15 protein-coding genes are annotated in these 18,847 nt (G+C 63.2%); 3 read left to right on the top strand and 12 right to left on the bottom strand.

Features of this window, described 5'->3' with window-relative positions:
• The 11 genes from BRAD3257_RS16490 to BRAD3257_RS16440 all read right to left on the bottom strand — a co-directional run bounded on the left by BRAD3257_RS16490 (position 1) and on the right by BRAD3257_RS16440 (position 17,207).
• Positions 1-2,055 carry an FAD-dependent oxidoreductase gene (locus BRAD3257_RS16490; protein WP_122402692.1) on the bottom strand — a complete coding sequence of 685 codons (2,055 nt, stop codon included), beginning with the start codon at positions 2,053-2,055 and terminating at the stop codon, positions 1-3.
• 193 nt (positions 2,056-2,248) lie between these two features.
• Positions 2,249-6,445, bottom strand: a complete 4,197-nt coding sequence (rpoC, locus tag BRAD3257_RS16485) for a DNA-directed RNA polymerase subunit beta' (RefSeq protein ID WP_122402691.1) — start codon at positions 6,443-6,445, stop codon at positions 2,249-2,251.
• A gap of 129 nt (positions 6,446-6,574) precedes the next feature.
• Positions 6,575-10,699, bottom strand: coding sequence for a DNA-directed RNA polymerase subunit beta (gene rpoB / locus BRAD3257_RS16480; protein ID WP_122402690.1), 4,125 nt, complete (start codon positions 10,697-10,699; stop codon positions 6,575-6,577).
• A 517-nt stretch (positions 10,700-11,216) separates the two neighbouring features.
• Complete coding sequence (gene rplL / locus BRAD3257_RS16475; protein WP_122402689.1) at positions 11,217-11,597, bottom strand: 50S ribosomal protein L7/L12; 381 nt, start codon at positions 11,595-11,597, stop codon at positions 11,217-11,219.
• 54 nt (positions 11,598-11,651) lie between these two features.
• The gene (gene rplJ, locus BRAD3257_RS16470) at positions 11,652-12,170 is read right to left on the bottom strand and encodes a 50S ribosomal protein L10 (RefSeq protein ID WP_122406600.1); all 519 of its coding nucleotides are present in this window, start codon (positions 12,168-12,170) and stop codon (positions 11,652-11,654) included.
• A gap of 583 nt (positions 12,171-12,753) precedes the next feature.
• Entirely contained in the window at positions 12,754-13,707 is a 954-nt protein-coding gene (locus BRAD3257_RS16465; RefSeq protein WP_122402688.1) for a 2-hydroxyacid dehydrogenase, read from the bottom strand.
• A 90-nt stretch (positions 13,708-13,797) separates the two neighbouring features.
• Positions 13,798-14,490, bottom strand: a complete 693-nt coding sequence (gene rplA, locus BRAD3257_RS16460; RefSeq protein WP_025037003.1) for a 50S ribosomal protein L1 — start codon at positions 14,488-14,490, stop codon at positions 13,798-13,800.
• Between the two features lie 6 nt (positions 14,491-14,496).
• A complete protein-coding gene (rplK, locus tag BRAD3257_RS16455; protein ID WP_011088164.1) occupies positions 14,497-14,925 on the bottom strand; it encodes a 50S ribosomal protein L11 in 429 nt (142 codons plus the stop codon).
• 133 nt (positions 14,926-15,058) lie between these two features.
• Positions 15,059-15,613: a transcription termination/antitermination protein NusG gene (nusG, locus tag BRAD3257_RS16450; protein WP_028146088.1), complete on the bottom strand. Its 555-nt coding sequence runs from the start codon at positions 15,611-15,613 to the stop codon at positions 15,059-15,061.
• Positions 15,613-15,804, bottom strand: a complete 192-nt coding sequence (gene secE / locus BRAD3257_RS16445) for a preprotein translocase subunit SecE (protein ID WP_122402687.1) — start codon at positions 15,802-15,804, stop codon at positions 15,613-15,615. The genes nusG and secE overlap by 1 nt, the downstream gene beginning before the upstream one ends.
• A 323-nt stretch (positions 15,805-16,127) precedes the next feature.
• Positions 16,128-17,207 (bottom strand): class I SAM-dependent methyltransferase, encoded by a 1,080-nt coding sequence (locus BRAD3257_RS16440; protein ID WP_244607968.1) that lies wholly within the window; start codon positions 17,205-17,207, stop codon positions 16,128-16,130.
• 2 nt (positions 17,208-17,209) lie between these two features.
• Here BRAD3257_RS16440 and BRAD3257_RS16435 point away from each other — a divergent pair, with 2 nt between their 5' ends.
• Together BRAD3257_RS16435 and BRAD3257_RS16430 are read left to right on the top strand one after the other, a co-directional pair.
• A complete protein-coding gene (locus BRAD3257_RS16435) occupies positions 17,210-17,515 on the top strand; it encodes a hypothetical protein (RefSeq protein ID WP_122402686.1) in 306 nt (101 codons plus the stop codon).
• Positions 17,516-17,603: 88 nt separating this feature from the next.
• On the top strand, positions 17,604-17,876 hold the full coding sequence (locus tag BRAD3257_RS16430) for a hypothetical protein (RefSeq protein WP_122402685.1): 273 nt from the start codon (positions 17,604-17,606) through the stop codon (positions 17,874-17,876).
• Positions 17,877-18,008: 132 nt separating this feature from the next.
• Here BRAD3257_RS16430 and BRAD3257_RS16425 read toward each other — a convergent pair whose 3' ends face one another.
• A complete protein-coding gene (locus BRAD3257_RS16425; RefSeq protein ID WP_160118819.1) occupies positions 18,009-18,164 on the bottom strand; it encodes a hypothetical protein in 156 nt (51 codons plus the stop codon).
• A 214-nt stretch (positions 18,165-18,378) separates the two neighbouring features.
• Between BRAD3257_RS16425 and BRAD3257_RS16420 the strand changes: the two genes are divergently transcribed.
• Positions 18,379-18,564 (top strand): PRC-barrel domain containing protein, encoded by a 186-nt coding sequence (locus tag BRAD3257_RS16420; protein WP_122402683.1) that lies wholly within the window; start codon positions 18,379-18,381, stop codon positions 18,562-18,564.
• Positions 18,565-18,847 lie beyond the last annotated feature (283 nt).

The following is an 18,847-nucleotide window of genomic DNA, read 5'->3' as shown; positions in this document are numbered from 1 at the left end:
CTAGTCCTCGTCCTCGACTTTATCGAAGAACGAATAGCGCAAGGAGTCCGCGTCCGCATACCACTGCCCCGGCCCCTTGTTGGCGGCGAGCGTCGCCTCCCAGAGCGCATCGGTACAATCCTTGCGGTGCATCGAAAGCTCGAAACCGTTGCCGAAGAACAGTTCGGACCATTCCCACCAGGTGCCGAGCTTCTTGACCCCACGCAGGAGGTCGTAGCGGTCGATCAATGCCGGCGCCATGTCCGAGGTGATCGAGCCGAACACGAGGCCGGTCTTGACCACGCGGTTGAGCTCGCGGATGGCGCGGGTCACCTGCTTCGGGGAGACGTGGCAGAGGCTGGTCTCGAAGACGAAGTCGAACGTGCCGTCCTTGAACGGCAGGTCGGTGATTGATCCGAGCTTGTTGTACTTCTTCAGCGCTTTCGGCGTCTTGGCATGGATGGCCCGATTGTTCTCGATTCCCCATGCGTCGATGCCGCGATCGCGCAGCGCGCCGACCAGCTCGCCGCTGGCGGAGCCCGCGACCAGCAGCTTGGCCCCCGCAGCCTTGCCCCAGACGATGTCGATCAGCCTGGCGAGGTAATCGGGATCGGTGAAGTGCCGCCACGCTTCGTGATAGGGGCCGAGGCCGCGATAGTTCTCGAAATAATCGCGATCGATCTTGTTCGAGAGCGGCTCGTTCTGCTGCGCGCGTTCGCGGCGCAGGCGCATCATCTCGGTCAGGATGATGTCGGTCGCCGCGTCCGAGGAGTCGAGCAGGCCGTTCAGCGTCGAATCGAACAGATAGTCGCCGACCACCACGATGCCGGGATGCTCCTTCGGCTCGGGCCGGTGATTGGTCATGACGTCGCGCACGGGCAAGCCGCCCGGCAGCGCATTCACCGACGACAGCCAACGGTGGATCTTGCCTTCCATGAAATGCAAACGCGCATCGCCGAGGGAAGCCGGCAGCGATTTCAGGGCGGCATCGATCAGCTCCTGATCCGACAGATTGGCAAAAGCCAGCGCGTCGGAGCCGGGAATGAGCCAGTTCAGAACGCCATGCTTGCCGACGTCGTGGCGCGCGCCCTCGTTGTAAACGCAGCAGCCGCCGAAGGCCTCCGACATGAACCAGGCGCCCGGAATCTTCTCGCCCCAGAACGGCTCGTCGAACAGGATCGAGACGCGCAGATAATGCGCGGGGCGGTCGAAATAGGCGACGTGCTTGACCATCGACTTGCGCAGCTGCTCGCCCTCCCAGCCGAGGGTGGCGAGCCAGGAATGCGGCAGGCAGACCAGCACGAGATCGAAGTCGCGGGTCTCCGGTCCCTTGCCGTTCATCATCTTGAGCTGATAGCGGCCGGTCGGCGCCTTGCCGACGGTGAGCACGCGGTGATTGAGCTGGATGTCGGCATTGACCTCCGACTGCAGGCACTCGATCAGCTGCTCGTTGCCATTCTGGATGGAATAGAGGCCGATATAGCCGTCGACATCCATCAGATAGTTCTTCAGCGCGTTGAGACCGTTGGTGTTGTGGCTCTCGGTCGCGATGTCGGAGCGCGCCATCACCTTGAAGAAACGCTTTGCCGTGTCGTCCTCGACCTCCTCGTCGAGCACCTGCTCGGCGGTCTTGTAGGCCCAGGGATTCTCGTTGTCGTGCGCGCCGACGCCCTCGTAATATTCGATCGGCGACATCACCTCGGTACAGCGCTTGCGGAACGCCTCGATCGCGGCCGCGGTCTTGGCGCCGTACTTGCGGCGCATGCCCGGCACGTCATTGAGGAGCTCGCCGCCGAAATGCACCTGCTCGGCGTCCATGGGAATGGTCTGGAGGCCGAAATGCTGGATCAGCTCGCGCAGCGGATCGGGGCCGGTCATCGAGTAATCGTAGATCTCGGCAACGCCGGCCTCGTACATGGCGGGCGCCGAATCGAATTTGCGCGTGACGATCTTGCCGCCGAGCCGGTCGGAGGCCTCGTAGATGGTGACGCGGCAGAGATCGCCGAGTTTGCGCTTCAGATACCAGGCGCTCATCAGCCCGCCGGGGCCGCCGCCTACGATTGCGAGATCAAGCATGAGAGTTCCGTGGTCTTCGGCCCCTGCCCCGTCGCGGGACCACCGGGCTAAGCTCTCCTAGCAGAAGCGCTTTTGCGGCTGAAGGAAAGATGAACAAAGATTTTCCCGCATCGCAGCAGGCGAAGGAAACAGCAAAAAAAGGCCGGCAAAAGCCGGCCTTTTCATTGTCCCCAGTATTCCTACGGATGAATCATCATTCCGCAGGCGGCAGCGCCATCGGCTCCGCTTCCGGCGCGGGCGACACGACGGCCGCCTGCTTCTCGCGCTCATCCAGGATCAGCTTGTCGCGCTTCATGGCGACTTCGCGGATCTTGGCCATGGAGGCGCCGGTACCCGCCGGGATCAGCCGGCCGACGATGACGTTCTCCTTGAGGCCTTCGAGCGGATCGATCTTGCCGTTGACCGCCGCCTCTGTGAGGACGCGGGTGGTCTCCTGGAACGATGCCGCCGAGAAGAAGGACCGGGTCTGGAGGCTCGCCTTGGTGATGCCGAGCAGGACCGGCGTTCCCGTGGCGGGCTTCTTGCCCTCTTCCTTGGCCTTCGCGTTCAGCGCGTCGAACTCGATCTTGTCGACCTGCTCGCCGGAGATCATGTCCGTATCGCCCTGATCGGTGATTTCCACCTTCTGGAGCATCTGACGGACAATCACCTCGATGTGCTTGTCGTTGATGAGCACGCCCTGCAGCCGGTAGACCTCCTGGATCTCGTTGACCAGATAGGCCGCGAGTTCCTCGATGCCCTTCACCGCAAGGATGTCGTGCGGCGCCGGGTTGCCTTCCACGATGAAGTCGCCCTTTTCGACGACGTCGCCGTCCTGAAGGTGGATGTGCTTGCCCTTCGGGATCAGGTACTCGCGCGGCTCGTCGGTCTTGTCCATCGGCTCGATCGAGATGCGACGCTTGTTCTTGTAGTCGCGCCCGAACCGGATGGTGCCCGCGATTTCGGCGATGATCGCCGCATCCTTCGGGCGCCGAGCCTCGAACAGTTCCGCCACCCGCGGCAGACCGCCGGTGATGTCACGCGTCTTGGCGCTTTCGGTCGAGACACGGGCGAGGATATCGCCCGGCTGGACCTTGGCTCCGATATCGACCGAGAGAATGGCGTCGACCGACAGCATGTAGCGGGCATCGCCGCCACGGGCGAGCTTGAGCACCTTGCCGTCCTTGCCCTTGACCACGATGGCCGGACGCAGGTCCGAGCCGCCGCGCGTCGAGCGCCAGTCGATGACCACGCGCTTGGCGATACCCGTGGCTTCGTCGAGCGTTTCCGAGATCGACTGACCCTCGACCAGATCCTCGAAGCCGATGGTTCCCTCGACTTCGGTGAGCAGCGGACGGGTGTAGGGATCCCACTCCACGATACGCTGGCCGCGCTTGACCATGTCGCCCTCGTCGACGTGCAGGCGCGAACCGTACTGGATACGGTGCGTCGCACGCTCGGTGCCGTCGGCATCGACGATCGCAACGACCATGTTGCGCACCATCGCGATCAGGTGACCTTCGCTGTTGCGGGCGATGGACTTGTTCCTGATCACGATCTTGCCGTCGAAGTTGGCTTCGACGAAAGACTGCTCGTTGAGCTGCGCCGCACCGCCGATATGGAAGGTGCGCATGGTGAGCTGGGTGCCCGGCTCGCCGATCGACTGCGCCGCGATGACGCCGACCGCTTCGCCGTGATTGACCGGCGTGCCGCGGGCGAGGTCGCGGCCGTAGCACTTGCCGCAGATGCCGTTGACGAGTTCGCAGGTCAGCGCCGAGCGGATCTTCACCTCCTGGATGCCGGCCTGATGGATGGCATCCACGTGGCTTTCTTCCATCAGCGTGTCGCGCTTGACGATCACCTTACCCGAGCCGTCACGCACGTCTTCGCAGGCCGTGCGTCCGAGGATGCGCGAGCCGAGCGAGGCGACCACGGTGCCGGCGTCGACGATGGCGCGCATCTTGATGCCGAGCTTGGTGCCGCAGTCACTCTGCGTGATGATGCAGTCCTGCGCCACGTCGACGAGACGACGGGTCAGGTAGCCGGAGTTCGCGGTCTTCAACGCGGTGTCCGCGAGGCCCTTGCGGGCGCCGTGGGTCGAGTTGAAGTACTCGAGCACCGAGAGGCCTTCCTTGAAGTTCGAGATGATCGGCGTCTCGATGATCTCGCCCGACGGCTTGGCCATCAGGCCGCGCATGCCGGCGAGCTGGCGCATCTGGGCCGGCGAACCGCGGGCACCGGAGTGAGCCATCATGTAGATCGAATTGATGTCGGCGTCGGCTCCGCTCGCCGTCTTCTTGGTGGCGGAGATCTCCTTCATCATCGCCTTGGCGATTTCTTCCGTGGCCTTCGACCAGGCATCGACGACCTTGTTGTACTTCTCGCCGTGGGTGATCAGACCGTCGTTGTACTGCTGCTCGAAATCCTTCGCCAGCGTACGAGTGGTGTCGACGATCTTCCACTTGCCGTGCGGCACGACCATGTCGTCCTTGCCGAACGAAATGCCGGCCTTGAACGCATTGTAGAAGCCGAGCGCCATGATGCGGTCGCAGAAGATCACCGTCTCCTTCTGGCCGCAGTGGCGGTAGACCTGGTCGATGACGCCCGAGATCTCGCGCTTCGTCATCAGCTTGTTGATGATCTCGTACGAGATCCGCGGATTCTTCGGCAGCAGGTTGCCGAGCATGACGCGGCCGGCGGTGGTCTCGATCCAGCGCTTGGAGACCTTGCCGGTCTCATCCATGCCTTCCCACCGGTACTTGATCTTGGTGTGGAGGTGGATGACCTTCGCATGCAGCGCGTGCTCGAGCTCGGCCATGTCGCCGAACACCTTGCCTTCGCCGGGCAGGCCTTCGCGCATGATCGAGACGTAGTACAGACCGAGCACGATGTCCTGCGACGGCACGATGATCGGCTGGCCGTTCGCCGGATGCAGGATGTTGTTGGTCGACATCATCAGGACGCGCGCTTCCAGCTGCGCCTCGAGCGACAGCGGGACGTGCACGGCCATCTGGTCGCCGTCGAAGTCGGCGTTGAACGCGGAGCAGACCAGCGGGTGAAGCTGGATCGCCTTGCCCTCGATCAGCACGGGCTCGAACGCCTGGATGCCGAGGCGATGCAGCGTCGGCGCGCGGTTGAGCAGCACCGGATGCTCGCGGATCACCTCGTCCAGGATGTCCCAGACCTCGGGTCGCTCCTTCTCGACCAGCTTCTTGGCCTGCTTCACGGTGGTGGACAGGCCCTTGGCGTCGAGCCGCGAATAGATGAACGGCTTGAACAACTCGAGCGCCATCTTCTTCGGCAGGCCGCACTGATGCAGGCGCAGCTCGGGACCAACCACGATCACCGAACGGCCCGAATAGTCGACGCGCTTGCCGAGCAGGTTCTGGCGGAAGCGGCCCTGCTTGCCCTTGAGCATGTCGGCGAGCGACTTCAGCGGGCGCTTGTTGGCACCGGTGATGACGCGGCCGCGCCGGCCGTTGTCGAACAGCGCATCGACCGCCTCCTGAAGCATGCGCTTCTCGTTGCGGATGATGATGTCGGGCGCGCGCAGCTCCATCAGCCGCTTCAGGCGGTTGTTGCGGTTGATGACGCGGCGGTAGAGGTCGTTCAGGTCCGACGTCGCGAAGCGGCCGCCGTCGAGCGGCACCAGCGGACGCAGGTCCGGCGGGATCACCGGGACCACGGTCATGATCATCCATTCCGGCTTGTTGCCGGAGTGGCGGAACGCTTCCACGATCTTCAGGCGCTTGGCGAGCTTCTTGTGCTTGATGTCGGAGTCGGTCTCCTGCATCTCGGCACGCAGCGAGGCTTCGAGCTTCTCGAGGTCCATGCCCTTGAGCAGCTCGCGGATCGCCTCGGCACCGATCATGGCGGTGAAGGAATCCTGGCCGTACTCGTCCTGCGCCTTCAGATACTCGTCTTCCGACAGGAGCTGGCGGTCCTTCAGCGCGGTGAGGCCCGGCTCGAGCACGACGTAGTATTCGAAGTAGAGGATCCGCTCGAGATCCTTCAGCGTCATGTCGAGCAGGAGGCCGATGCGCGAGGGCAGCGACTTCAGGAACCAGATGTGGGCGACGGGGGCTGCGAGCTCGATATGGCCCATGCGCTCGCGCCGGACGCGCGACAGCGTGACCTCGACCGAGCACTTCTCGCAGATGATGCCCTTGTACTTCATGCGCTTGTACTTGCCGCACAAGCACTCGTAATCCTTGATCGGCCCGAAGATGCGGGCGCAGAACAGACCGTCGCGCTCGGGCTTGAAGGTCCGGTAGTTGATGGTCTCGGGCTTTTTGATCTCGCCGTAGGACCAGGACAGAATCTTCTCGGGGGACGCGATCGAGATCCGGATCTGGTCGAAGACCTGAGCCGGCGTCGTCGGGTTGAAGAGATTCATAACTTCTTGGTTCATCGTCTTCTCCTCGCGTGCCGGTCGCCTCCGGCCGCAAATTCGAAAATCACTCAAGCGGGGCGCCCTGCCCTCAAGGCCTCGGGAGGGGCGCCAATGCCCGGCCGTGAAGGCCGGGCATGACAGGTCGAATTACTCGGCCGCTTCCGACGTCGGCGCCGGTCCCATCTTGGAGTTGTGCAGGTCGACGTTGAGGCCGAGCGAGCGCATTTCCTTGACCAGCACGTTGAACGATTCCGGAATACCGGCCTCGAACGTGTCGTCGCCGCGCACGATCGCCTCGTACACCTTGGTGCGGCCGGCGACGTCGTCCGACTTCACCGTCAGCATCTCCTGGAGCGTGTACGCCGCGCCGTAAGCCTCGAGCGCCCACACCTCCATTTCGCCGAAGCGCTGACCGCCGAACTGCGCCTTGCCGCCCAGCGGCTGCTGGGTGACGAGCGAGTACGGACCGATCGAACGCGCATGGATCTTGTCGTCGACGAGATGGTGCAGCTTGAGCATGTAGATGTAGCCCACCGTCACCTTGCGATCGAACGGATCGCCGGTGCGGCCGTCATAGACGGTCGACTGCCCCGAAGCATCGAGACCGGCAAGCTTCAGCATCTCCTCGATATCGGCTTCCTTGGCACCGTCGAACACCGGCGTCGCGATCGGCACGCCGCGGCTGAGGTTATGGCCGAGTTCGAGCAGCTCGTTGTCGTTGAGCGACTTGATCGTCTCGTCCTCGCCGTAGACTCTCTTCAAGGTTTCCTTCAGCGGCTTGATGTCCTGCTTCGACAAATAGGCATCGACCGTCTGGCCGATACGCTTGCCGAGACCGGCGCAGGCCCAGCCGAGATGGGTCTCGAGGATCTGTCCGACGTTCATGCGCGAGGGCACGCCGAGCGGATTGAGCACGATGTCGGCATGCGTGCCGTCTTCGAGGAACGGCATGTCCTCGATCGGCACGATCTTCGACACCACGCCCTTGTTGCCGTGGCGGCCGGCCATCTTGTCGCCGGGCTGGATCTTGCGCTTCACCGCGACGAAGACCTTGACCATCTTCATCACGCCGGGCGGCAATTCGTCGCCGCGCTGAAGCTTCTCGACCTTGTCGAGGAAGCGCTGTTCCAGCCCCTTCTTCGACTCGTCGTACTGCTTTCGCATGGCCTCGATCTCGGCCATCAGCTTGTCGTTGGGCGAAGCGAACAGCCACCACTGCGACTTCGGGTACTCCTCGAGCACCGCACGGGTGATCTTGGTGTCTTTCTTGAAGCCCTTCGGACCCGCAATGCCCTGCCGCCCCTCGAGCAGCTCGGCAAGACGGTTGTAGACGTTGCGGTCCAGGATCGCCTGCTCGTCGTCGCGGTCCTTGGCGAGGCGCTCGATCTCTTCCCGCTCGATCGCCAGCGCACGCTCGTCCTTGTCGACGCCGTGACGGTTGAACACGCGCACTTCCACGATCGTGCCCTGCACGCCCGGAGGAACGCGCAGCGAGGTGTCGCGGACGTCGGAGGCCTTCTCGCCGAAGATGGCGCGCAGGAGCTTCTCTTCCGGCGTCATCGGGCTTTCGCCCTTCGGCGTGATCTTGCCGACGAGGATGTCACCGGCGCGCACTTCCGCACCGATGTAGACGATACCGGCTTCGTCGAGGTTCTTCAGCGCTTCTTCCGAGACGTTCGGAATGTCGCGGGTGATTTCCTCAGGTCCGAGCTTGGTGTCGCGGGCCATCACCTCGAACTCCTCGATGTGGATCGAGGTGAAGACGTCTTCCTTCACGATCCGCTCGGAGAGCAGGATCGAGTCTTCGAAGTTGTAGCCGTTCCACGGCATGAACGCGACCAGCACGTTCCGGCCGAGCGCGAGCTCGCCGAGATCGGTCGACGGACCGTCGGCGATGATGTCGCCCTTCTTGACGATGTCGCCGACCTTCACCAGCGGACGCTGGTTGATGCAGGTCGACTGGTTTGAGCGCTGGTACTTCATCAGACGGTAGATATCGACGCCCGACTTGGTCGGATCGAGATCTTCCGTGGCGCGGATGACGACGCGGGTGGCGTCGATCTGGTCGATCACGCCCGAGCGGCGCGCCGCGATCGCGGCGCCGGAGTCACGGGCAACGACGCCCTCCATGCCGGTGCCGACGAACGGCGCCTCGGCGCGGACCAGCGGCACCGCCTGGCGCTGCATGTTCGAGCCCATCAGCGCGCGGTTGGCGTCGTCGTTCTCGAGGAACGGGATCAGCGCCGCGGCGACCGAAACGAGCTGCTTCGGCGACACGTCCATGTAGTCGACCTTGTCGGGCGTCATCGGCACGACGTCGCGGGTCCCGCTCGAGCGGCAGACCACGAGGTCTTCGGTGAAGCGGCCCTTGGCGTCGACCGGCACGTTGGCCTGGGCCACGGAATAGCGCCCTTCCTCCATCGCCGACAGGTACACGACCTCGTCGGTGACACGACCATCCTTGACCTTGCGATACGGCGTCTCGACGAAGCCGTACTTGTTCACGCGCGCGAAGGTCGCGAGCGAGTTGATCAGGCCGATGTTCGGACCTTCCGGCGTCTCAATCGGGCAGATGCGGCCGTAATGCGTCGGATGCACGTCGCGCACCTCGAAGCCGGCGCGCTCGCGGGTCAGACCGCCCGGTCCAAGCGCCGAGAGACGGCGCTTGTGGGTGATCTCGCTGAGCGGATTGGTCTGGTCCATGAACTGCGAGAGCTGCGAGGAGCCGAAGAACTCGCGCACGGCGGCAGCCGCAGGCTTCGCGTTGATCAGATCCTGCGGCATGACCGTGTCGATATCGACCGAGGACATGCGCTCCTTGATCGCGCGCTCCATGCGCAGCAGGCCGATGCGGTACTGGTTCTCCATGAGCTCGCCGACCGAACGCACACGGCGGTTGCCGAGATGGTCGATGTCGTCGATCTCGCCCTTGCCGTCGCGCAGATCCACCAGCGTCTTGATGACGGAGAGGATGTCCTCCTTGCGCAGCGTGCGCTGGGTGTCCGGCGCATCGAGGTCGAGGCGCATGTTCATCTTGACGCGGCCGACCGCGGAGAGGTCGTAGCGCTCGGCGTCGAAGAACAGCGACTGGAACATGGCCTGGGCCGATTCCAGCGTCGGCGGCTCGCCCGGACGCATGACGCGGTAGATGTCGAACAGCGCGTCCTCACGCGTCATGTTCTTGTCGGCCGCGAGCGTGTTGCGGATGTAGGGACCGACATTGACGTGGTCGATGTCGAGCAGCGGCAGCTCCTTGTAGCCCTGCTCGTTGAGAGCCTTCATCAGCTTGTCGGTGATCTCCTCGCCGGCTTCGGCGTGGATCTCGCCGGTCTTCGGATTGACCAGGTCCTCGGCGACGTAGTTGCCGACCAGCTCCTCGTCAGCCATGCGCAGCGCCTTCAGCCCCTTCTCCTGGAGCTGGCGGGCGGCGCGGACGGTGAGCTTCTTGCCGGCCTCGAGCACGACCTTGCCGGTGTCGGCATCGATCAGGTCGTTGACGGTCGAGTAGCCGCGGAAACGGTTGGCGTCGAACGGAACGCGCCAGCCTTCCTTGGTCCGCTTGTAGAGGATCTTCTTGTAGAACGTGGACAGGATCGCTTCGCCGTCGAGGCCGAGCGCGAACATCAGCGACGTCACCGGAATCTTGCGGCGACGGTCGATACGCGCATAGACGATGTCCTTGGCGTCGAACTCGATGTCGAGCCAGGAGCCGCGATACGGGATGACGCGCGCTGCGAACAGCAGCTTGCCCGAGGAATGGGTCTTGCCCTTGTCGTGGTCGAAGAACACGCCGGGCGACCGGTGCATCTGCGAGACGATGACGCGCTCGGTGCCATTGACGATGAAGGTGCCGTTCATCGTCATGAGCGGGATGTCGCCCATGTAGACGTCCTGCTCCTTGATGTCCTTCACCGACTTGGCGCCGGTTTCCTCGTCGATATCGAACACGATGAGGCGCAGCGTCACCTTGAGGGGTGCGGCGAAGGTCATGCCGCGCTGGCGGCACTCGTCGACGTCGTATTTCGGCTGCTCGAACTCGTAGCGGACGAATTCCAGCATCGAGGTGCCCGAGAAGTCGGAGATCGGAAACACCGAGCGGAACACCGCCTGCAGACCCTCGTCGAGACGGCCGCCCGGGGGTTCGTCGACCATCAGGAACTGGTCATAGGACGCCTTCTGAACCTCGATGAGGTTCGGCATCTCGGCGACTTCCTTGATGTGTCCGAAGAACTTGCGAACGCGTTTGCGACCGGTGAATGTCTGCTGCGCCATCGTGGCCTCTCATTTTCGTCGCCCGCTCTGGGCGCGCCGTCCGGAACGCGGCTGCCACCGCTTTCCGGGTTGAATTTTCGAACCCGTCTTGGGGGCCAGAGACGCAGCTTCAGGTGCGAATGTCCTGAATCCGTTCTTCAGACCTTCAAAACGCAAAACGACGCGCGGGGCGCAGATGCGCGCCCGCCCGTCACAACGATCGTCTTCACGGACTGCAAAAGCCCGAAATAGCCTGCTCTCCCAACGGCTTACAGGGAAATCCGGCATCCCTGCCCACCGCGCTTTCGTGCTGCCGACCCGATATGGGGCGACAATAGTGCAGATTCGAGGGTCAAACCCTCAAATCCCCACACTTTTTCGTGTTCGGCCTGCGTAGGGTCGTTCCGTCGCATGCCTTTTGCATTCGGCCCCTGTCTTTCAGGTCGTCATGGCCGGGCTTGACCCGGCCATCCACGATCTTCGGACAAGATCCCGGGCCTCGCTTCGCGAGCCCGGGATTTCGCTGAAGTAACTTGCGTTACTTCAGCTCGACCTTCGCGCCAGCCTTCTCGAGCTGGGCCTTGATCTTGTCGGCTTCTTCCTTGTTCACGCCTTCCTTCAGCGGCTTCGGAGCACCCTCGACGAGGTCCTTTGCTTCCTTCAGGCCGAGACCGGTGATGGCGCGGACTTCCTTGATGACCTCGATCTTCTTGTCGCCGGCGCTGGCGAGAACGACCGTGAACTCGGTCTTCTCTTCCGCCGGAGCGGCAGCGCCGCCGCCAGCACCCGCCGGGCCGGCCACGGCGACAGCCGCGGCAGCCGAAACGCCCCACTTCTCTTCGAGGAGCTTCGCGAGTTCGGCAGCTTCGAGCACGGTCAGGCTCGAGAGGTCGTCAACGATCTTCTGCAGGTCAGCCATTGTTCAGTTTCCTTGAGTGTAAGTCTGGTTCGGGTTTGAGTTTTGCGAAGGGCGTCAGGCCGCTTCGCCCTTTGAGGCATGAGCCTGGATGACGCGCGCGAGCTTGCCCGCGGGCGCGTTGGCGAGCTGGGCCAGCTTGGTCGCCGGGGCCACGATGAGGCCGACGATCTTGCCGCGCAGTTCGTCAAGCGACGGCAGCGAGGCAAGCGCCTTCACGCCGTCGACATTCAGGACGGTCTTCCCCATCGATCCGCCGACGATGACGAACTTTTCGTTCGCCTTGGCGAATTCGATGGCGACCTTCGGCGCCGCTACCGGATCGCTGGAAGTCGCGATCACGGTCGGTCCCTTCAGCATGGGACCGATGGCAACGACGTCAGTGCCTTCAAGAGCAATTTTGGCGAGACGGTTCTTCGAGACCTTCACCGCAGCGCCCGCCTGCTTCATCTGCTGGCGCAGCTTCTGCATCTGGGCGACGGTGAGGCCGGAATATTGAGCAACGACCGCGACGCTCGTGGTCTTGAAGACCTCATTGAGCTGTTCGACCGCTTCTTTTTTTGCCGCTCGTTCCACAGCAAGCTCTCTCCGGTTGGCGGTCATCGCGAGAAGCGGGACCGCCGGGTTGCACCCATCGTCCCGCCCAAACCTGAACCTCCGGGCCAAAAACCCATCGGACACGCCGGGCAAGACGACAATTCAAAGCCTGCCCTCCGGGAGCCCTGGGGCCCACGGCGTGTCGAGGTCCGAACCAGACCCGTTTCGCAAAGCCAGCCCTTAAAGCTGGATGCGAAGTGAAATCCGGTCTTCACCCGTCTATGCAGGCCATGCGATTAAGCCGTTGAGGAATCGAAATTCTTCGCGGGCGCCTGCAGTCTTGGACAGGACGAGGCCAGCCGGCGAACCGCCCGACCTCTGCCCGCATCCCTGCCAACCGACGGGTTTTCCTTCCTTTTCGGGCAAATCCTCACGGACGTCCTGAAAAGGAATGATCTCCTGTCGTGTCGGGTTTTCGGAATGCGTGCACGAACGCGCCAGCCGAAGCCGGCACGTCCGGAGGCGGTTCTTTAACCGCTCCGGGCCTGCTTGCCAAGAGCAAAATTCACACCAGTTCCAAGCTATTGCCGACAGGGCTTGGGATGGCCCAACAGGGACCGATTCAGGCCGATTTGACGGCGTAAGGCAGCGGCTTGCCCTCGAAAAACGCCGCCAGGTTCGCCAGCACACAATTCTGCATGGCAACGTGCGAGTCCAGGGTGTGGCCGCCGATATGGGGGGCGAACACGACGTTCGGGAGCGCGGTCAGCGCGTCGGGCGCGTGCGGTTCCTTCTCGAAGACGTCGAGGCCGGCCCCCGCGATGGTCTTGTCGGTGAGCGCCGCGACCAGGGCCTTCTCGTCGACGACGGAGCCGCGGGAGATGTTGACGACGTAGCCGTCCGCGCCGATTCGCCTGAGGATATCGGCGTTGACGACATGTCGGGTCTCGGCCCCTGCCCGCACCGCGATCATCAGCACGCTGCACCAGTCGGCCAGCTCCTCCAGCGACGGGAAATATTGATAGGGCAGATCGTATTTGGTGCGACTGTAGTAGCCGACCTCGCTCTCGAAAGCGACGCAGCGCGCGGCGATCTTGCGTCCGATCTCGCCCATGCCATAGACGCCGATGCGGCGGCCGGGCATGCCGGCCTGGGGACGCATCATCGGCGATTGTTTCGAGGCCGCCCAGTCGCCACTGCGGACATACTGGTCGGCCCCCAAAATCCGCCGCGTCGTCGCCAGCATCAGGGTCATCGCCATGTCAGCGACGGAAGCCGCATTTGCGCCCGGACTGTGGCCGACCGCGATATTGCGGGCGGCGGCGGCCTTCAGGTCGACGCCGTCATAGCCGGTGCCGTAGCAGACGATGGCGCCGAGCTTCGGAAAAAGGTCCATCGCCTCCGCACCGAACGGCGAGCCGCCCGCGGTAAGCAGTGCGCGAATGCCGCCAAGCTCCTCGGCCGGAAACACCTCGCGCGGCGGCTTGCCGCCGGTGTCTAGCAGTTCGAACCGCTCGGCGAAACGCACCATCATCGACTTGGGAAAGCGCGAGTAGATCAGGACCTTGTCAGCCATTGTTGTTGTTTCCAGTCAGCGCCACCACAAACGACGAGGGGCGGAATCGGTCGCCCAATTCCGCCCCCCGCCTCATGCAATTTTCAAACTTCAGCCGAGAATGGTCCCCGGCTCGACCTTCACGCCGGGGCCCATCGTCGAGGACACCGCAACGCGCTGGATGTAGGTGCCCTTGGAACCGGCCGGCTTCGCCTTGGAGACGGCGTCCGCGAGAGCCTTGATGTTCTCGACCAGCTTCTCCTCGGAGAACGAGGCCTTGCCGACACCGGCCTGCAGAATGCCGGCCTTCTCGACCCGGAACTCGACCGAGCCGCCCTTGGCACCCTTCACCGCACCTGTGACGTCCATGGTCACGGTGCCGATCTTCGGGTTCGGCATCAGGCCGCGCGGGCCGAGCACCTTACCGAGGCGGCCGACCAGCGGCATCATGTCGGGGGTGGCGATGCAGCGGTCGAAATCGATCGTGCCGTTCTGCACCTTCTCGACCAGGTCCTCGGCGCCGACGACGTCGGCACCGGCGGCCTTGGCCTCATCGGCCTTGGCGCCGCGGGCGAACACGCCGACGCGGAGCGTACGGCCGGTGCCGTTCGGCAGGGTCACGACGCCGCGGACCATCTGGTCGGCGTGACGCGGATCGACGCCGAGATTGATGGCGACCTCGATGGTCTCGTCGAACTTCGCTTTCGCGCGCTCCTTGACCATCTTGATGGCGTCCGCGAGCGGGTAAAGCTTTTCGCGGTCAATGCCTTCGCGGGCTTTGTTCAAACGCTTTCCGATTGCCATGGCCGCTTACCCCGCAACTTCCAGACCCATCGAACGGGCGGAGCCCTCGACCATCTTCATGGCCGATTCGATGGTGTCGCAATTCAAGTCCTTCATCTTCTTCTCGGCGATCTCGCGCACCTGCGCCTTGGTCACCTTGCCGGCCTTGTCACGGCCCGGCGCCTTCGAGCCGGACTGGATCTTGGCCGCCTGCTTGAGGAAGTAGGACATCGGCGGCGTCTTCATCTCGAAGGTGAAGGAACGGTCCGCATAGATGGTGATGATCACCGGGATCGGGGTGTTCTTCTCTTCCTTCTGGGTCTGGGCGTTGAACGCCTTGCAGAACTCCATGATGTTGAGACCGCGCTGACCGAGCGCGGGACCGATCGGGGGCGAAGGATTCGCCGCACCGGCCGGGACCTGAAGCTTCAGGTATCCGGTCACTTTCTTTGCCATGTATCACTCCTGTTGTGCCGGCGATTGCCGGCGGTTTCAGGTTCGTGGTCTGGGTCGGATGCGGCTGGCAACCGCCCTCTCCCTCCCACGGCCTCTCTTTGCGCGAAGCCTTTCGGCCTCACGCGTTACCCGGTCAGACCTTCTCGACCTGACCGAATTCCAGCTCGACCGGCGTCGCGCGGCCGAAGATCGACACCGCGACCTTCACGCGCGAGCGCGCCTCATCGATTTCCTCGACCACACCCGAGAACGAGGCGAACGGGCCGTCGGCCACGCGCACGTTCTCGCCGATCTCGAACGACACCGACGCCTTCGGCCGTTCCACGCCTTCCTGCACCTGGTGCAGGATGCGCATGGCCTCGGCTTCCGAGATCGGCATCGGCTTGTTTTCCGCGCCGAGGAAGCCGGTGACCTTCGGCGTGTTCTTGATCAGATGGAACGCCTCGTCGGTCAGCTTCATCTTCACCAGCACGTAACCCGGGAAGAACTTGCGCTCGGCGTCGATCTTGCGGCCACGGCGCACTTCCGTGACCTTCTCGGTCGGAACCAGCACCAGCTCGAACAAATCCTCGAGCCCACGCTGCTTGGCCTGCTCGCGGATCGATTCGGCGACTTTCTTCTCGAAATTCGAATAGGCGTGGACGATGTACCAGCGCTTGTCGGACACTTGAGCGGTTGCTGTTGCCATCAGTGAATGCCCAGGACGAAGGTGATGAGGTAGCGGATGATCTGGTCGGCGGCGAAGAAGAAGATCGAGGCCAGCGCGACCATGACGAACACCATGATGGTGGTGATCGTGGTCTCGCGGCGGGTCGGCCAAGTGACCTTGGCAGTCTCCGAGCGCACTTCCTGCAAGAACTTGAACGGGCTGACTGCCATCGTCTAGGGTCCAGCGTCCGTCGACAGACGCGAATGAATTTCAGGGATCCGAACAGCCGCCGTTGGCCCAGCCCTCTGTCTCGAAGGATGAGCCGGAAACCGGGCTCGATTGTTCGGGGATTTCAAAGCCGCGCCGGAGATCCGCGTCTAACGGGCCGGCTGCGAGTGCGGGGTATCTACTGCGGATGGGGCCAAAGGTCAAGATATAGAGAGTTCGTGCGGGCAAGCCGCCTTCCCCCGGACGGCCGTGCAGAGACCATGTGGATCAAGGGGTTATCCGCCGCCCGCAAGGCGCCGGGGAGACCATCGGCAGCCCGGCACAGTCAGTCGGCCCGATCCACCATGGAAATGCCAGGCAGCGGCACCACGAACTTTCCACCTTCGGCGAAATAGCGAGCGTGCTTTGCCCGGATCGGGTCGACATAGCGCCAGGCGAAGACCACGACGAAGGCGGGCTTGCGCTCGTAAAGGGCGGCCGGAGGCAGAATCGGAATGTCGTAACCCGGGCCGGCCATCACGTTCCCCTTTTTTGGGTCGTCGTCCACCAGGAAGTCGATCTTGTTCTCCAGGCCGAACTGCGGAAGCAGGGTCGTGGTGCCGACCGAGACGCCGTAGCCGGCGACCAGCTGACCACGCGCATGGGCGGCATCCGCCATCGCGACCAGCTCGTCGCGGATGGCAGCGATCCTCTTCACATAGGGCGCATAATAGGCCGGCTGATCGACACCGAGCCGGTCCTCCTCCGCGATGAAGCGCGCGACCTCCGCGGACGGCTTCTTCGCACCGCCGGCGCGCTGGACCGTCACGCGGATCGAGCCGCCCTTGGTCCAGATGTGCTGGACGTCGATCACTTCCATGCCAAGCCGGGCGAAGAAGCGCGTCAGCGGCTTGATGTTAAAATACGACAGATGCTCGTGATAGACGGTGTCGAGCAGGTTCTTCTCGGTGACATCGACGCCGTATTGCGTTTCGAACACGAACAATCCGTCCGGCGCAAGCACGTCGCGAACCCCGATCACCAGCGGATCGAGATTGTCGACATTGGCGATCATGTTGTTGGCGATCACGACGCTCGCCGCACCATGGCTCTGCAGGATGCGGTGCCCGATCGCATCGGTGAAGAAATCGCCGATAGTCTCGATTCCCGCTTCCGTCGCGCGCCGCGCGATGTCGACTGCAGGATCGACACCCAGCACGCGCATGCCGCGCTCCTTGAAGAAGCCGAGCAGCGATCCGTCGTTGCTGCCGAGCTCGACGACCAGCGAACCCGGCGCGATGCCGAAGCGGCTGACGACGTCGTTGGCATAGCCTGCGAAATGCTCTCGCAGGCCGAGCGAGAGCTCGTCATCTGAAGGCCATTGAAATTGACGAGCTATATGGGAAGCTCGAGCAAAAGCTGGCACCGATGACCGTCAACCACGTGCACCGGTGTTTCAACTCGTGCCTGTCGACCGCAGAGCGGAAAGGGATGCTTACCAGCAACCCGATGACCCGGATCGAACAACTTCCCTCGGCCGGCGAGAGCGATCACGGCTTGGCGCTTGATGAGCCGGACCTCAAGAACCTGGTGAACGGGTTCAAGCCCTCCCCGGCCATGTACGCTCCGGTCGCGGTCGATGCCGCGACTGGCGTTCGCCGCAACGAGCTTCTGGCCTCCGCTGGATCGACTTCACTCCAGAGCAAAAGACCCTCAGGGTCGAGCGAGCTCTAGAGATCACCAAGAAGTTCGGGATCCCTTTAAGATACCTAAGACGTGGCGCGGAAAGCGCACGATCGCTCGGGACGAGGGGACCGTCACTTTGCTGCTGGCCGAGCGGGCGAAGCTCCAGCGCCTTCTGGCGGGCATTGCCTTTGATTCCTCTGTTAAACACGACGAGAGCGCGGCGGGGGAAATCATGAAAGGAATGTTTTGGCTGGTACTGGCACTTGGGGCCGGGTACTGGCTCTATACCGACTGGCAAGCCTCGGGCAGCTTGACGGGAAAAGCTTTTTACGAGGCATGTTGGGAGCGGGTATCCGACTTCACCAAACGCCCTAATCCATGCGGGCGAAAGCCGTGCTGGTATTCGTAGAGCTGGCGGAAGATGTAGGTGGGCGAACGCCCGGCGATGCCCGGCACGACGTCGGTGCCGGTCAGCTTCTCGCCATGGCAGGCGGCGCAGGCGATCTCCGGCTTCGCGGCCAGCCCGCGGCCGGCGGGGACGCTACCGGGGCGGCACGTAGGCGGTAAAGCGGACGCGCGCGTCGCGGTTGACGAAGCGCCCGACGTCCGTCGGCGTCTCGATGATGCGCATTCCGATCGGCTCGCGTTCATCGCCTTTAGTGACGAAGAACCAGCCGGCGACCGTCGGTTTCGGCACGGTCTCAGTCTCCACCACATCGACCAACTTTGGCCTCTTTCGAACGCCGAAGGGCGCGCAAACCTGTCTCGACAATCGCGTTGCTCTGTAACTCATTGCGGACTGCAAGAGTTCCGATTGCGTGCTCGCGTCAAAATACCAGAGTGGTGATATAAGAATTCGCACCAAACAGGGTGCATTCGTGAGTGCTGCAAGTACCGGCGACGCGCGAGCGATGAACATCTTGCGCGAACTGCACGAGGCCGAGATGGAGCTGGTCGGCAAGACCGTCGTTTTGACTGACGGCAAGGCTGGCACAATTGATCGCGTCTTCCTCGATGATGAGCACAGACTTCGCATCTCGGTCGCGGGACATGAAGGTCGCTGGCCGGTTTCGACGGTGAAACACATTGAGGGCTGACGCGCCCGGTGGCAGCATCCCCTCCCAGCAGCGCGCGCTCGACGACCTGCGATCAATCAGTGAATGGTTGACTTCACCGGGTCTGCCGATTGATCGAGAGCTGTACTATTCTCCTCGGCCTCTCGCACTCGGCCTCGAAGGGTCTCAAGTTCGGCAAGCTGAGAAAGAAGCGCCTGAGCGCGCAGGCACAGGACAACGCGGTTGTACGCCCGATTACGGTTACTCATTGCACGCCCCCCGATGTTTGAAGAGTTGGCTCCTTGTCGGTTCTCATTCCCTGTTG

Source organism: Bradyrhizobium vignae (assembly GCF_900324035.1).
Lineage (GTDB): Bacteria > Pseudomonadota > Alphaproteobacteria > Rhizobiales > Xanthobacteraceae > Bradyrhizobium > Bradyrhizobium vignae.
Note: the sequence above shows the minus strand (reverse complement) of the source record. Positions and strands in the feature narration are given on the sequence as shown.

What these genes read in the sequence shown, in the direction of transcription:
- BRAD3257_RS16490 (WP_122402692.1), bottom strand. Translation starts at nt 2,055, where the DNA reads ATGCTTGATCTCGCAATCGTAGGCGGCGGCCCCGGCGGGCTGATGAGC.
- rpoC (WP_122402691.1), bottom strand. Translation starts at nt 6,445, where the DNA reads ATGAACCAAGAAGTTATGAATCTCTTCAACCCGACGACGCCGGCTCAG.
- rpoB (WP_122402690.1), bottom strand. Translation starts at nt 10,699, where the DNA reads ATGGCGCAGCAGACATTCACCGGTCGCAAACGCGTTCGCAAGTTCTTC.
- rplL (WP_122402689.1), bottom strand. Translation starts at nt 11,597, where the DNA reads ATGGCTGACCTGCAGAAGATCGTTGACGACCTCTCGAGCCTGACCGTG.
- BRAD3257_RS16465 (WP_122402688.1), bottom strand. Translation starts at nt 13,707, where the DNA reads ATGGCTGACAAGGTCCTGATCTACTCGCGCTTTCCCAAGTCGATGATG.
- rplA (WP_025037003.1), bottom strand. Translation starts at nt 14,490, where the DNA reads ATGGCAATCGGAAAGCGTTTGAACAAAGCCCGCGAAGGCATTGACCGC.
- rplK (WP_011088164.1), bottom strand. Translation starts at nt 14,925, where the DNA reads ATGGCAAAGAAAGTGACCGGATACCTGAAGCTTCAGGTCCCGGCCGGT.
- nusG (WP_028146088.1), bottom strand. Translation starts at nt 15,613, where the DNA reads ATGGCAACAGCAACCGCTCAAGTGTCCGACAAGCGCTGGTACATCGTC.
- secE (WP_122402687.1), bottom strand. Translation starts at nt 15,804, where the DNA reads ATGGCAGTCAGCCCGTTCAAGTTCTTGCAGGAAGTGCGCTCGGAGACT.
- BRAD3257_RS16435 (WP_122402686.1), top strand. Translation starts at nt 17,210, where the DNA reads ATGACCGTCAACCACGTGCACCGGTGTTTCAACTCGTGCCTGTCGACC.
- BRAD3257_RS16420 (WP_122402683.1), top strand. Translation starts at nt 18,379, where the DNA reads ATGAACATCTTGCGCGAACTGCACGAGGCCGAGATGGAGCTGGTCGGC.